Genomic DNA, 13,752 nt, shown 5'->3' with positions numbered 1-13,752 from the left:
GTGTCCAGGCTGGTTTTGAACCCTGGAGTGGCGGCGACGGCCTAGCGCTCAATAACTTCGATGTGACCGTCAATGGATCCTCAACCGCACCCGCGGGTAGCTAAATGGTCGACGACACAATCACAGTGACCCACGTTGACCGACACTGCTGCCAGACTGCATCGCTAGCTCGAAAGCTGTTCGCGCAGTGACCAACTGGCTTAGAGCGGCCCGCTAGCTTGAGGTATTGGTAGTAGCCGGTGTGCGTGATCGAACATCGCTTGCTCTGCTAGGCGGGCGGCGGTGAGCGCGGAAAGCGCGGTTGCGGCCAGCAACATGTACATGACCACGACCTGGTAGCGGATGGCTGTGAGCGGATTCACGCCGGCCAGGATGAGTCCGGTCATCGCCCCGGGCAGGCTGATCAGACCGACCACTTTGGTGGAGTCGATCGCCGGTAGCAGTGCGGTGCGCAGCGCGGATTGTTGGTGCGGCAGCACCGCCTGTCGCGAGGACTGTCCGAGGGACAGGCGGGCTTCGATGGCCGGGCGGGCTTGCTGGGCTTGTTCGCGTAGCCGCCGTAACGCAATTCCAGCGGCCAGCATCGCAGCCGAGACGATCATGCCGCCGACCGGCACGATCACGCGGGCCTGGAGGGCGATCACCCGACCGGCCAGCAGAGCGGCCAGCGTGAGGACGCTGCCGGCCGCCACCCCGACGGTGCCGGCCAGCTTGGCCCGCGGCAGGCCCGCTCCACGGCGCCCGGCGACCTGCCCGGCGATCACAACCATCACAACCACCCACCCGGCTGCCCCGAGGAGTCCGGCTCGCTGAAACAGCACAAGCAAGAGCGCACCGACTGTGATCAACTGCACCCCGGCGCGCGCGGCGGCCACGACAAGCTCGCGGGTCAGCCCCAGCCGCTGCCGGTAGGCCACCGCCGCGGCCACCGCGACAAGCAGCAGCGAGGCGGCTACCCCGCGCCAGCTCGGCACCGACGGAGCCGACGTAGCCATGGCGGCGCCGATGGGCGATCGATACCGTCGGCGCGTCGGCCCTCGGGCAAACGGCCACCCGGCCGTCAAGTGCACGGAGGCCAGCCACCGTACCCACGAATGAGCGACGAAAAAATGCGTCAGTCCCACCGCCAGCAACCCCAACGGCACTGCCAACCACATCGGCCGCAACCAGGGCCGCCGTCGGCGCCTGACCGTGTCGCCCGGCGGCGGGCTCGTGGTGGCCGGCTCGAGGTGATAGCCGATGCGATTCAGCGCCTCGTGCAGCCTTTGGATTTGGGGCAGACGTTCTGGCACGTCGCGGCCAAGACCCAACAGCGTTCGTGCGATCCCACCGATGAGTTTGCCCACGACGCCGCCATTGCCGATAGCGGCCGCGTGCAGCCCACGCTCGGGCAGCGGCGCGGCAGGGATGTGCTGCGTATCTGCGATTGCTGACAAGACGGCGGCGGTGTCGCAGTGGGCAGGCGAACACCAGATCACAATCGATGCGGTTCGCGGATATGCGCGTACCGCGCGCACACCGGGCAGCGTGCAGACGGTGTCCTCGATCGCGCCAGCCCGGCTGGCATCGAACTGAAACCCGGTGGTCTGCACACGCATCCGGCCCGCGGCGGCGGACACGACAGTCAGCTTGACGCCGGCATCGTGATGAGCCTCAGTGGTCGGCATCAGCACCCTGGTCGCTGCCCACGTCCGCCGCCGCTGGTGGTAGAACTTCCTCCCCGATGCGCTCGGTCGCCTCGGCGAGAACGTCGGCGACCGTCAATCGAGCCTTCTCGGCGCTGTTTTCGGCTTTGCGCTCGGCCTCGCGCGCAACCCGCAGAGCCCAGGCGGTAGCGGAAACGGTTGCCTGCCGCAGCGGGGCCTTTGCCAGCGCCTTGCGTAGCGCCTCATAGGCAACAACCCCTACCACGCCGGTCACCACCGTGGGCGCCGCCTTCGCCAAGAGTCCATGCCAGACCATCTCGAACCCTCCCTTCATATCGTTATTTATATCGTTGCGAGGTCACAAGCTCTGGCCGTCAGCTCTACCTGTGGACCGCAGCCGTCCCAGCGGCTGGATGTCATTGCAGGCTGCCGCCATCACCGGTGCCTATCGGTCGCTTCGCCGACCGCGGTCATGGCGGCGATGGGCGATTGACATCGCCGGGACGTCCGTCGGCGACCAGCTCACCTTGTTCGAGGACCAACACCTGCTCGGCGAGGCTTCCGACCAGAGCGTGGTCGTGGCTGACGAGTACCACTGTGCCCCCGTTGTTCACATGCCCACGCACCAACGTGGCGATGACCGCGGCTGAGGGGCCGTCCAGCGCCGAGGTCGGCTCGTCGAGCAGCAACACTTGCGGCTCGACAGCCAGCGACCGGGCCAAACACAACCGTTGCGCCTCACCTCCGGATAACCCTGCGGTCGAACGCGCCCCGAACCCAGGTGCCAGGCCCACGCGCGCAAGCAACTCGAGTGCCCGGTCCTCGGTCAAATCTGGGCGGCCGACGCGCACCTCGTCGAGTACTTGGTCGGTCAGCACCACCGGGGCTTGGGCGACCAATCCGACCCGCCGCCGCAGCGCCAACACATCCAGTTGTGCCAGCGGCACACCATCGAGCCACACTAACCCGACGGTGGGCTCGGTGAGCCGGTTGAGCAACCGCAACAGCGTCGACTTTCCCGCCCCGCTGGCACCCATCACCGCAGTACAGCGGCCGGCGGGAATGCTCGCACTGACCTGCCCCAACAGCGTGACCGCTCCGTTGGTCACCATCACCTGCTCGAGGCGGAAACCCTCCACGCACACCTCCATGCACCACCATCGACGGGCCCCTCCTGGATCTAGGGATGTGCTCAGCCACGAATCCGACCGACGCGGGCTTCATCCTCGCTTAACCATAGGCCCCTACCACCAGTGATACAACCATGGTTACACTCTGTGTTTGGAGGGAACGATGAAGTGGACAGGGAACATCGGTGTCGCGGCCGGTGCACTCGTACTTGCGGTAGCTGGAGTGGGGGTCGTTGAGCCGGTCGCTGATGACGGTGGCAACGATGACCACGATTGACGGGGTTAACCGGCGACGATGGTTGGTTACATAGATCGGATGCGTGGGCGTATTTCTGGTCCGGGTGAGTGGGTGTTGTTGAGCTATCGATTGCCCCGCGAGCCCTCGACGCCGCGGATCACGTTGTGGCGCAAGCTCAAGAAGCTCGGGGTTGCGCAGTTGGCCGACGGCGTGGCCGCGCTGCCCGCCGACGCTCGCACGCGCGAGCAGCTGGAATGGTTGGCCGACGAGGTCATCGAAGCCGGTGGCCAGGCCGGTGTGTGGTTGGCGCGTCCCAGCACGGCTGTCCAGGAGCGTGACCTGGCCGCACAAATCGCAACGGCGCGCGCCGCCGAGTATGTCGAGCTTGCCGCGGAAGCCACGGCAGCCGCGCGCCTCGATGTGTCCGCGCGTGCGGCGGCGCTGCAGCGGTTACGCAGACAGTGGCACCAGATCACCCGCCGCGACTTCTTCCCACCACCCGAGCGGGAGCGCGGCCATGCCGCCCTGCAGAAGCTGGCGGCAGCAACCGAGTCGGCACCCGGCAATCGGGCCAAGGAGGTGCCGCAGTGAAGTGGGCGACTCGCGCCGGTGTGCATATCGACCGGGCCGCGTGCGCGTGGCTGATCCGCCGCTTCGTGGATCCGGAGGCCGAATTCATGTTCGTCACCGACCCCGACCAGGTTCCCGGCGATGTGACCCCATTCGACATACGCGGAGTGGAGTTGTCGCATCATCACGGCGACTGCACATTTGAAACCATTCTGCGCCGTTACGAATTGGCCGATCCGGTGTTGTGGCGAATCGGCGAGATCGTGCACGAGGCCGATCTCGACGACGACCGCTACGACGCCCCGGAGGCCCCGGGCCTAGACACCGTGCTGCGCGGTCTGTCGATGACCGGGCCCGATGAACACACCATCGCGGTCAGCGACACGCTGTTCGGAGGGCTCTACGAGTTCTACCGACGCAGCCTGCTTCTGGGCCACGAACCATCGTGACCACCACACCCTCAGATGTGTGGCACCAGGTCTCAGGTATGAGGCTGTAGTTCCATTCGCCAGGGAAGTCTGGCGGCGCAATGCGCGATGGTGGAGATCGTCCGCTCGTGAGTAGTGTCGCTACCGTGAAGCGGATCCCCTTTGCCGAGGCATCGAGGGCACTATTACGCGACTCGGTGCTTGACGCGATGCGGGAGCTGCTGGGAAGCCGCGACTGGTCGGCGATCACACTGGCAGACGTGGCTGGTGCCGCGGGGATCAGCCGGCAGACCATCTACAACGAATTCGGGTCGCGGCAGGGCCTGGCGCAGGGCTACGCGCTGCGGCTGGCTGATCGGCTGGTGGACGCGGTGGAGGACGCCATCGCCAACAACGTCGGCGAGGTGCATGCGGCCTTTCTGGAAGGATTCCGGTCGTTCTTCTCCGAGTCGGCCGCCGACCCACTGGTGATTTCGCTGCTGAGCGGTGTTGCCAAGCCCGATCTGCTGCAGATCATCACCACCGGTAGCGGACCCATCATCACCCACTGCTCGCAACGCCTGACGACCTTTTTCATGCACAGCTGGGTCAAGGTCAGCGACGACGACGCCGGCATCCTCGCCCGCGCGATCGTACGCCTGGCCATGAGCTACGTGTCGATGCCGCCGGAAGCCGACCTGGGGGCACCACGCGCTCGCGGGGGAGACGTCGCCGCGGATCTGGCGCGGCTGTTCACACCCGCTGCTGAGCGGTACGGCGTGATCGAAGCAGATTGACCCGGCTTACCCCTTGTCGGCCCGCGCCGGTAGCTTGTACCCGAACTTACCGACTGAACCCACGAGAGGCCCCTATGACCGCTGTGACCGCCGACACCGCCAACGGCATCGACTACAAGGTCGCCGACCTGGGGTTGGCCGAGTTCGGCCGCAAGGAGATCCGGCTGGCCGAGCACGAGATGCCGGGTCTGATGTCACTGCGCCGGGAGTATGCCGGGGTGGCCCCGCTCAAGGGCGCCCGCATTTCGGGATCGCTGCATATGACGGTGCAGACCGCGGTGCTGATCGAAACGCTGATCGAGCTGGGTGCGCAAGTCAGATGGGCGTCGTGCAACATCTTCTCCACTCAGGACCACGCTGCCGCGGCTGTAGTCGTCGGACCGCACGGCACCGTCGAAAAGCCGCAAGGGGTACCGATTTTCGCCTGGAAGGGGGAGACGCTGCAGGAGTACTGGTGGGCGGCCGAGCAGGCGCTGACCTGGCCCGGCGAGCCGGCGAACATGATCCTCGACGACGGCGGGGACGCCACCATGATGGTGCTGCACGGCGCGCGGTATGAAAAGGCCGGGCTGGTGCCGCCCGCCGAGGAGGACGATTCGCACGAGTGGAAGGCGTTTCTGGCCCAGTTGGCCGAGCGGTACGACACCGACAAGACCAAGTGGACGACGATCGCCGAGTCGGTTCGCGGGGTCACCGAGGAGACCACTACCGGGGTGCTGCGGCTCTACCAGCTGGCGGCGGCCGGGGAGTTGTCCTTCCCGGCGATCAATGTCAACGACTCGGTGACCAAGTCCAAGTTCGACAACAAGTACGGCTGCCGGCACTCGCTGATCGACGGCATCAACCGCGGAACCGACGTGCTGATCGGCGGCAAGCATGCGCTGATCTGCGGCTACGGCGATGTCGGCAAAGGCTGCGCGGAATCGCTCAAGGGCCAGGGCGCTCGGGTCACCGTCACCGAGATCGACCCGATCAACGCCCTGCAGGCGATGATGGAGGGTTTCGACGTCAAGACCGTCGAACAGGCCATCGGCGAGGCCGATATCGTCGTCACCGCCACCGGCAACAAGGACATCATCACGCTGGCGCACATGAAAGCAATGAAAAACCAGGCGATCCTGGGCAACATCGGCCACTTCGACAACGAGATCGGCATGGCCGCACTGGAGCGGTCGGGCGCCACCAAGGTGAACATCAAGCCCCAGGTCGATCAGTGGACTTTCCCCGACACCGGCCGCTCGATCATCGTGTTGTCCGAGGGTCGGCTGCTGAACCTGGGCAACGCCACCGGGCACCCATCGTTCGTGATGAGCAACAGCTTCTCCAACCAGGTGATCGCCCAGATTGAGCTGTGGACCAAAAACGACCAGTACGACAACGAGGTGTATCGGCTGCCCAAGCACCTCGACGAGAAGGTGGCCCGCATCCACGTCGCCGCACTCGGCGGAACGCTGACCAAGCTGACCAAGGAGCAGGCCGAATATATCGGCGTCGACGTCGAGGGCCCCTACAAGCCCGATCACTACCGCTACTGAGGCTCGCCCCCAACCCGGCATGCCGGTTGACGTGCGTCGCCGGTGCTGCGACCGGCTTGGAGTAGTCTCGGTGACACCGTGGCGGAGGGAGCCCCGAAAATGATTTCGCTGCGATCGGTCGGCACTGCGGCGCTCGGTCTCCTGGGTGCCGGTGTATTCGCTGGTGCGACCATGTTCACCGGGTTCACCGACACTCCCGCAGCTGAGGCTGCCCCCGTGGCCGCGACGAGCTTTGCGGTCGCCGACGGCGGACCTATCGATCTACCGGTGGGTTCTGACGTGATCGCGACCGGTTGGGGTCACGGTGGTTGGGGTCATGGTGGTTGGGGTCATGGCGGTTGGGCCCATGGTGGTTGGGGACATGGCGTCCCCGGTCCCGGTTGGGTCAACCCCGGCAGGGTCAACGGCTTTATTCACAGCGGCGGGCGCGGCGGCTGGTAGCAGGAAGCGTTCAACGCTTGGCGTGGGCGATGATCTCCGCAGGTGTACCGCATGCTTTTTCGTCACTGATCGACGGCCACCTGCTGGGCATGGCGAATTGATCGGGCCCGTTCGGATCGTTCGCCGGCGGGTCGACCTTGTGACTGCCGGCGAAATCAATGACCTGCTGGATTTGTTCGGGCGTATAGCCGTTGTGCGCCTGGGTGAGGACGAAGTCGCTATAGGTGAGGCACAGTGCCTGGTACGCGGGCTTGATGCCGTTGGCCGCCGCGTATTCAGTCTTCTCGTGGGACACGGACGCAAAGAACGCTGCGGTTAAAGCGGCCAGCGCGGCAACTATGGCGGCACTCATGGTGACCCAGCTTGACCAGTTGCGTCGAACCCCGGTGGGTGTTGTCATGAGATGCTCCCTCGTTGGGCGAAAGCCCAGTTTAACGGGGGCCGACGAGTTCCCCAACGGTTTGAGTACGCATTCGATATAGGCTCCCGTCGTGCTGATCGCGATCGAGGGGGTCGACGGCGCCGGCAAGCGCACCCTGGCCGACGGGCTGCGCTCGGCGTGGCAAGCCGCCGGGAAATCGGTGGCCACGCTGGCCTTCCCCCGCTACGGTCGCTCGGTGCCGGCCGATCTCGCCGCCGAGGCCCTGCACGGTGGCCATGGTGACCTGGCGCAATCGGTCTATGCGATGGCGATGCTGTTCGCGCTGGACCGGGCCGGTGCGAGAGACGAGATCGAGGCGCTGCACGAAAGCCACGACGTGGTGATCCTGGACCGCTACGTGGCCTCCAACGCTGCCTACAGCGCTGCGCGACTGCACCAGAACGCTGACGGGGAGGTGGTGGACTGGGTGCGTGAGCTGGAATTTCGCCGGCTGGCGCTGCCAGTGCCGCGAGTCCAAGTGCTGCTCGATGTCCCGGCACAGCTTGCCGCGCAGCGGGCTCGGCACCGCGAGGACAGCGACACGGGCCGTAGCCGCGACGTCTACGAACGCGACGAGGCCCTGCAGCGCCGCACCGGCGCGGTGTATCGCGGACTGGTTGATATCGGCTTCGGCGGTCGCTGGCAGGTGGTCGGCGCGGCCGTCGACGCCGCTGTGCTAGCATCCGCCCTCCCCGAGATCCCCGACATCCCCGATATCTGCAGCTAAACTCGAAACACGCGCGTGTGGCAGCCACATTTTATGGCAATCTGATGACACCATGGACGCCATGAGGCAAAGGATTCTCGTCGTCGACGACGACGCTTCGCTGTCCGAGATGCTCACCATCGTGCTACGCGGGGAGGGTTTCGACACCGCGGTCATCGGCGACGGCACACAGGCGCTCACAGCGGTTCGCGAGCTGCGACCCGACTTGGTCCTGCTGGACTTGATGCTGCCCGGCATGAACGGCATCGACGTGTGCCGGGTGTTGCGCGCGGACTCCGGTGTGCCGATCGTCATGCTGACCGCCAAGACGGACACCGTCGATGTGGTTCTCGGACTGGAGTCGGGTGCCGACGACTACATCATGAAGCCCTTCAAGCCCAAGGAATTGGTCGCCCGGGTGCGGGCGCGGCTGCGGCGCAACGACGACGAGCCGGCGGAGATGCTGTCCATCCACGACGTCGACATCGACGTGCCGGCACATAAGGTCACCCGGCAGGGCGAACAGATTTCGCTGACACCGTTGGAGTTCGACCTGCTGGTGGCGCTGGCACGCAAACCTCGTCAGGTGTTTACTCGTGACGTGCTGCTCGAACAGGTGTGGGGCTACCGGCATCCGGCCGATACCCGTTTGGTGAACGTGCACGTGCAGCGATTACGGGCCAAGGTGGAGAAAGACCCGGAGAACCCGCAGGTGGTGCTGACCGTTCGAGGAGTGGGATACAAGGCCGGACCTCCGTGACTCGCGGTGGGCCGGGGAAGTGGCCTCGGTGATCTTTGGTTCCAGGCGGCGCATTAGGGGCCGTTGGGGACGGTCGGGCCCGCTGCTGGCCGGGATGAACGCGGTGCGTCGGGCCGTGGGCGTCGTGTGGCGCCGCTCGTTGCAGCTGCGGGTGGTGACGTTGACGCTCGGACTGTCCGCCGCGGTGATTCTGGTGCTCGGCTTCGTGTTGACCAGCCAGATCACCGACCGGGTCCTGGACGTCAAGGTCCGGGCGGCCACCCAGCAGATCGAGCGGGCGCGCACCACGGTCGGCGGCATCGTCGGCGGTGAGGAAGCCCGCTCGCTGACGTCTAGCCTGCAACTGGCCCGCAGCACCCTGACGTCCAACACCGACCCGGTCTCGGCCGGGAGTCCGGCGGGTGCGTTCGACGCGGCGCTGGTGGTGCCCGGCGACGGACCGCGTGCGGCCACCACCGCCGGGCCGGTCGACCAGGTGCCGCCCGCGCTGCGCGGGTTCGTCAAAGCCGGGCAGGTCAGCTACCAGTATGCGACCGTGCACGCCGAGGGTCTGTCTGGTCCGGCGCTGGTCATCGGTACGCCGGCGGCGTCGCGGGTGGCCAACCTGGAGCTGTACCTGATCTTCCCGCTGGGCAATGAGCAGAAAACGATTCAGCTGGTGCGGGGCACCATGGTTACCGGTGGGCTGGTGCTGCTGGTGCTGCTGGCGGGCATCGCCCTGCTGGTGTCTCGTCAGGTGGTGGTACCGGTGCGGTCGGCCTCGCGGATCGCCGAACGGTTCGCCGAAGGGCACCTCTCCGAGCGGATGCCGGTGCGCGGCGAAGACGACATGGCGCGGCTGGCGGTGTCGTTCAACGACATGGCCGAGAGCCTGTCGCGGCAGATCACCCAACTGGAGGAGTTCGGCAACCTGCAGCGCCGGTTTACCTCCGACGTCAGCCACGAGCTGCGCACGCCGCTGACCACGGTGCGGATGGCCGCGGACCTGATCTATGACCACAGCGCCGAACTGGAGCCGTCGCTGCGGCGATCCACCGAACTGTTGGTCAGTGAGCTGGACCGGTTCGAGATGCTGCTAGGTGACCTGCTGGAGATCTCCCGCCACGACGCGGGGGTGGCCGAGCTGTCGGTGGAAGCGGTGGATCTGCGTTCGACGGTGAACAGTGCGTTGGACAACGTGGGCCACCTGGCCGACGACGCCGGGGTGGAGCTGAAGGTGGACATGCCGGCGGGCGAAGTGATCGCCGAGGTAGACACGCGGCGGGTGGAGCGTATCTTGCGCAACCTCATCGCCAACGCCATCGACCACGCCGAACACAAACCAGTGCTGATCCGGATGGCCGCCGACGAAGACACGGTCGCCGTCACGGTTCGCGATTACGGGGTCGGGCTGCGGGCCGGTGAGGAGAAGCTGGTGTTCAGCCGCTTCTGGCGCTCGGATCCATCTCGGGTACGCTCCTCCGGCGGCACCGGGCTGGGCCTGGCGATCAGTGTCGAGGACGCCCGGCTGCATCAGGGCCGGCTGGAGGCCTGGGGCGAGCCCGGCAAGGGTGCTTGCTTTCGGCTGACGCTTCCGCTGGTGCGCGGCCACAAAGTCACCACCAGCCCCCTGCCGCTCAAACCCATCGCGCAACCGGTGGCACCCGGAGGCGAGGACTGTCGGCAACCGGTGCGTGAGCACGCCGACTGGGGGCACCGCCCGCTTGCGGGGGAGAGCGGTTGATGCGGCGTCTCGTCTTGGCCCTGTTCGGTGTGGCTGCGTTGCTGGCGGGCTGTGCGGGGGTGCCCAGCTCGTCGGCTCCGCAGGCCATCGGCACGGTGGAGCGACCCGCGCCGCCGAACCTGCCCAAGCCAACGCCGGGCATGGACCCCGACGTTCTGCTGCGCGAATTCCTCAAGGCCACAGCCGATCCAGCCAATCGACACCTGGCGGCGCGGCAGTTCCTCACCCAAAAAGCATCCGACGCCTGGGACGACGCCGGTAGCGCGACGCTGATCGACAAAGTGGTGTTTGTCGAAACCCGAAGTGCCGACCGGGTTTCGATCACCATGCACGCCGACATCCTGGGGTCGCTGTCCGACATCGGGGTGTTCGAAACCGCCGAGGGCGTGCTGCCGGATCCCGGCCCGATCGAGTTGGTCGAGACGTCAGGTGGCTGGCGCATAGACCGGCTGCCCAACGGGGTGTTCTTGGATTGGCAGCAGTTCCAGGCCATCTACAAGCGCCACACGCTGTACTTCGTCGACCCCACCGGCAAGGCGCTGGTGCCCGATCCCCGATACCTCGCGGTGTCCGACCCCGACCAGCTGGCCACCGAACTGGTCTCCAAGCTGATCGCTGGCCCGCGACCCGAGATGGTCAACAGTGTGCGGAACCTGCTCGGCCCGCCGTTGCGGCTGCGCGAGCCGGTTACCCGCGCTGACGGCGGCAAAAGTGGTGTCGGCCGCGGCTACGGCGGGGCCCGGATTGACCTGGGCGGCCTGTCCACCACTGATCCGCACAGCAGGCAGTTACTTGCCGCGCAGGTGATTTGGACGTTGGCCAGGTCGGACGTCAAGGGGCCGTATGTGATCGACGTGGACGGTGCGGCACTCGATGACAGGTTCGCCGACGGGTGGACCACCTCCGATGTCGCCGCTACCGACCCGGGCACGGCCGACGGTGCCGGCGCGGGTGTGCACGCCCTGGTGGGTGGGTCGCTGGTCGCCCTGGACGGGCAGCAATCCGCGCACGTGGCCGGGGTGTTCGGCCGGATGCCGGATCAGACCGCCGCCGCCCTGTCCCGCAGCGGGCGCCAGGTGGCCTCGGTGGTGACGCTGCGCCCCGGCGTTCCCGATGCGGCGGCGGCGTTGTGGATCGGCGATCTCGGCGGGGAGGCCGTGCAGTCCGCCGACGGACACAGCCTGTCACGGCCCAGCTGGTCGCTCGACGAAGCGGTGTGGGTGGTGGTCGACGGCAACAATGTGCTGCGCGTCATCCAGGAGTCGGCGTCGAGGCAACCGGCGCGCATACCGGTGGATTCCGAGGCGGTGTCAGCCCAGTTCCCGGGTTCGATCTCTGAGCTGCAGCTGTCTCGTGACGGCACCCGCGCCGCGATGGTCATCGCCGGGCAGGTGATCCTGGCCGACGTCGAGCAGACGCTGGACGGACAGTTCGTGCTCGGCCACCCGCGCAGGTTGGGCTTCGGGCTCGGCTCCTCGGTGGTGTCGTTGTCGTGGCGCACCGGCGAAGACATCGTGGTGAGCCGCACCGACCCGGCGCACCCCGTCTCGTATGTGAACATCGACGGCGTGAACTCCGACGGACCGGGCGGCAACCTCCAGCTGCCGGTGTCGATAATCGCCGCCAACCCGTCGACGGTGTACGTGGCCGACCCTCGCGGGGTGATGCAACTCTCCGCGTCCGCCGCCGAGAACAAGCAGGGCTGGTCGGCAGTGCCGCCGCTCATGGTGGGCGGGGCAGTGCCGGTGCTGCCCGGCTGATCGCGGGTGAAGCCGTGTCGCCCGGCTACCCGCTGGCGACCAGTGACAACCGGCGCTCCCGTCTGGCGTTGCGGCGCTTGCTGCTCGCCACCAGGTGGGCCACCGCGGCTTCGATCCCGAGGGCGAACTCGTCGACGTCGGGCATCGTGTCGAAGTCGGCCAGGATGCCGAAGAAGAGATACTCGGCATAGCTGAACATAGCGACACCGGTCCGCAGCTGTAGCGCGAGCGGCGGCACCGGCAGCACAGAAACCACCTTGCGCCCCATCATGTGCAGCGGCTCCGACGGCCCGGGCACATTGGTCGCGATGGTGGTCACGCCGTGTTGCGGCAACCGAGTCAGCAGCCGCGTTGCCCAAGCGGTCAGCGGGAACGGCAGGTAGTTGGCCGCCGACATCAGCGAGCTGGCGGCTTGCCGCTGCCCGGTGCTCTTGGTCTTGGTCAGCCCCGCCGCACTGGATTCTCCTCGTCCACCGGCAGGCAGGGCATCATCACCGAGACGCGGTTGTCCGTCCTGTCGAAGGCGTCGGTGCAGCGCATCGACACCGGCACCAGGGTGCGCATCGATTCGGGCAACGGCTGCTCGCCGCGGCGGATCAACATGTCCCGGTACGTAAGCCGTACGGCCTTTGAGGCGCTGGGCCAGCGTCGAGATCGCCAGTGTTGGCGGATACGCGACGAACAGGTGCACGTGGCCGGCCTCGCCGTTGAACTCGACCAACTCGACATCCAGCTCGGCGCACACGGTGCGCAGGGTGGTTTCGGTGAAGGTGAGCATCGGATCGGTGAAAAGTTTGCGCCGGTATTTGGTCACGAAGACATGGTGGGCGTGCAGCAGCGACGCGCTGTGCCGTTTGCGGCGGTAGGTCGTTGTTGTCAGTGGGCACCTCTACGGTTGTGCTGTGGCTAAGTCCTCCCGCATCCCACCGACACCGGCCGCCGAGCCGGTGCGCAAACCGCGGGCGCGGAAGCGTCCGAAGGGTGCGCCGACGCATGTGCGGTCGTGGCCGCTGCGCCCGAATCCAACGCAGTGCCGTGAGATCGGTATCCGGTTTTTCACCGGGGTGCGGGTGTATAACGCGGTGTTGGGCGAGTTCATCACGCGTAGCCGGGCGGTGAAGGCCGATCCGGCTTGGGCTGCGGCGCGGGAGCTGCCGCGGCGCACGGCCGCCGAGCGCACGTATCGGGGTGTGGCGTTTGCGGCAGTGCAGGCCGCGCATTGGCTCACCGCTGATGCGGCGCAGTCGTTCGCGTCGTCGCTGCGCAAGTCGTGGGTGCGGGATCACCTGCCGGCGCAGGAGACTCAGAATCTGGGGGCGCGGGCCTTTGCTGCCGTCAAGCGGTGGCATCTCGGTCAACGGGGCAAGCCGCGGTTCAAGAACGGCCGGCGCGGTCTGCGTTCGTTGTCGGCTAAGGACGGTCATGGTGCGCTACGACCGAAAACCGATGATGCTGGGCGGTTGATCGGGTTGCAGTGGGGTGCGGGGTTCGTGGTGCCGATCGCGCCGGCGGCGGTGTCGGGGCGGCGTGGTGAGAAGCAGCAGGCCGAACTCACCCAGATCGAGGCGTTGATCGCGGCTGGCAAAGTGTTGTCGACCCGGATTGTGCGCACGGTGAT

General features: G+C 66.7%; 12 protein-coding genes and 3 pseudogenes. 9 read left to right on the top strand and 6 right to left on the bottom strand.

Annotated features, from left to right (window positions below; translation table 11 throughout):
* Positions 1 to 200: 200 nt before the first annotated feature.
* From AC2VOP_RS04995 to AC2VOP_RS04985, 3 genes are all read right to left on the bottom strand, one after another.
* Positions 201 to 995 carry an ABC transporter permease gene (locus AC2VOP_RS04995; protein ID WP_486959918.1) on the bottom strand — a complete coding sequence of 265 codons (795 nt, stop codon included), beginning with the start codon at positions 993 to 995 and terminating at the stop codon, positions 201 to 203.
* Positions 996 to 1,653: 658 nt separating this feature from the next.
* Positions 1,654 to 1,962 (bottom strand): DUF1490 family protein, encoded by a 309-nt coding sequence (locus AC2VOP_RS04990; RefSeq protein ID WP_486959917.1) that lies wholly within the window; start codon positions 1,960 to 1,962, stop codon positions 1,654 to 1,656.
* Between the two features lie 154 nt (positions 1,963 to 2,116).
* Positions 2,117 to 2,791 carry an ABC transporter ATP-binding protein gene (locus AC2VOP_RS04985; protein WP_486959916.1) on the bottom strand — a complete coding sequence of 225 codons (675 nt, stop codon included), beginning with the start codon at positions 2,789 to 2,791 and terminating at the stop codon, positions 2,117 to 2,119.
* A 301-nt stretch (positions 2,792 to 3,092) separates the two neighbouring features.
* Between AC2VOP_RS04985 and AC2VOP_RS04980 the strand changes: the two genes are divergently transcribed.
* From AC2VOP_RS04980 to ahcY, 4 genes are all read left to right on the top strand, one after another.
* Entirely contained in the window at positions 3,093 to 3,605 is a 513-nt protein-coding gene (locus AC2VOP_RS04980) for a Chromate resistance protein ChrB (protein WP_486959915.1), read from the top strand.
* Positions 3,602 to 4,033, top strand: a complete 432-nt coding sequence (locus tag AC2VOP_RS04975; protein ID WP_486959914.1) for a chromate resistance protein ChrB domain-containing protein — start codon at positions 3,602 to 3,604, stop codon at positions 4,031 to 4,033. The genes AC2VOP_RS04980 and AC2VOP_RS04975 overlap by 4 nt, the downstream gene beginning before the upstream one ends.
* Before the next feature lie 80 nt (positions 4,034 to 4,113).
* The gene (gene alkX, locus AC2VOP_RS04970) at positions 4,114 to 4,788 is read left to right on the top strand and encodes a TetR family transcriptional regulator AlkX (protein ID WP_486959913.1); all 675 of its coding nucleotides are present in this window, start codon (positions 4,114 to 4,116) and stop codon (positions 4,786 to 4,788) included.
* Between the two features lie 74 nt (positions 4,789 to 4,862).
* Positions 4,863 to 6,323, top strand: coding sequence for an adenosylhomocysteinase (gene ahcY, locus AC2VOP_RS04965; protein WP_486959912.1), 1,461 nt, complete (start codon positions 4,863 to 4,865; stop codon positions 6,321 to 6,323).
* A gap of 451 nt (positions 6,324 to 6,774) precedes the next feature.
* Here the strand turns inward: ahcY and AC2VOP_RS04960 are convergent, their stop codons facing one another.
* Entirely contained in the window at positions 6,775 to 7,164 is a 390-nt protein-coding gene (locus AC2VOP_RS04960) for a hypothetical protein (RefSeq protein WP_486959911.1), read from the bottom strand.
* Between the two features lie 91 nt (positions 7,165 to 7,255).
* Between AC2VOP_RS04960 and AC2VOP_RS04955 the strand changes: the two genes are divergently transcribed.
* From AC2VOP_RS04955 to lpqB, 4 genes are read left to right on the top strand one after another with little or no spacing between them, the layout of a single operon-like run.
* A complete protein-coding gene (locus AC2VOP_RS04955; protein WP_486959910.1) occupies positions 7,256 to 7,912 on the top strand; it encodes a dTMP kinase in 657 nt (218 codons plus the stop codon).
* Positions 7,913 to 7,964: 52 nt separating this feature from the next.
* Positions 7,965 to 8,651, top strand: a complete 687-nt coding sequence (mtrA, locus tag AC2VOP_RS04950; RefSeq protein WP_486959909.1) for a two-component system response regulator MtrA — start codon at positions 7,965 to 7,967, stop codon at positions 8,649 to 8,651.
* Between the two features lie 28 nt (positions 8,652 to 8,679).
* Positions 8,680 to 10,374 carry an MtrAB system histidine kinase MtrB gene (mtrB, locus tag AC2VOP_RS04945; RefSeq protein ID WP_486959908.1) on the top strand — a complete coding sequence of 565 codons (1,695 nt, stop codon included), beginning with the start codon at positions 8,680 to 8,682 and terminating at the stop codon, positions 10,372 to 10,374.
* Positions 10,374 to 12,134: an MtrAB system accessory lipoprotein LpqB gene (lpqB, locus tag AC2VOP_RS04940; RefSeq protein WP_486959907.1), complete on the top strand. Its 1,761-nt coding sequence runs from the start codon at positions 10,374 to 10,376 to the stop codon at positions 12,132 to 12,134. Before mtrB ends, lpqB begins: the two co-directional genes overlap by 1 nt.
* Positions 12,135 to 12,159: 25 nt before the next feature.
* On the opposite strand, the pseudogene AC2VOP_RS04935 reads toward lpqB, so the two are convergent.
* Positions 12,160 to 12,770: pseudogene (locus AC2VOP_RS04935) on the bottom strand (WS/DGAT domain-containing protein); the annotation flags it as partial.
* Positions 12,694 to 13,014 (bottom strand): annotated as a pseudogene (gene tnpA, locus AC2VOP_RS04930) (IS200/IS605 family transposase); the annotation flags it as partial. The pseudogenes tnpA and AC2VOP_RS04935, both read right to left, overlap by 77 nt.
* Positions 13,015 to 13,036: 22 nt before the next feature.
* Here tnpA and AC2VOP_RS04925 point away from each other — a divergent pair.
* Positions 13,037 to 13,752, top strand: a pseudogene (locus AC2VOP_RS04925) (transposase); the annotation flags it as partial.

The organism is Mycobacterium sp. TH-M106 (assembly GCF_057473765.1).
Note: the sequence above shows the minus strand (reverse complement) of the source record. Positions and strands in the feature narration are given on the sequence as shown.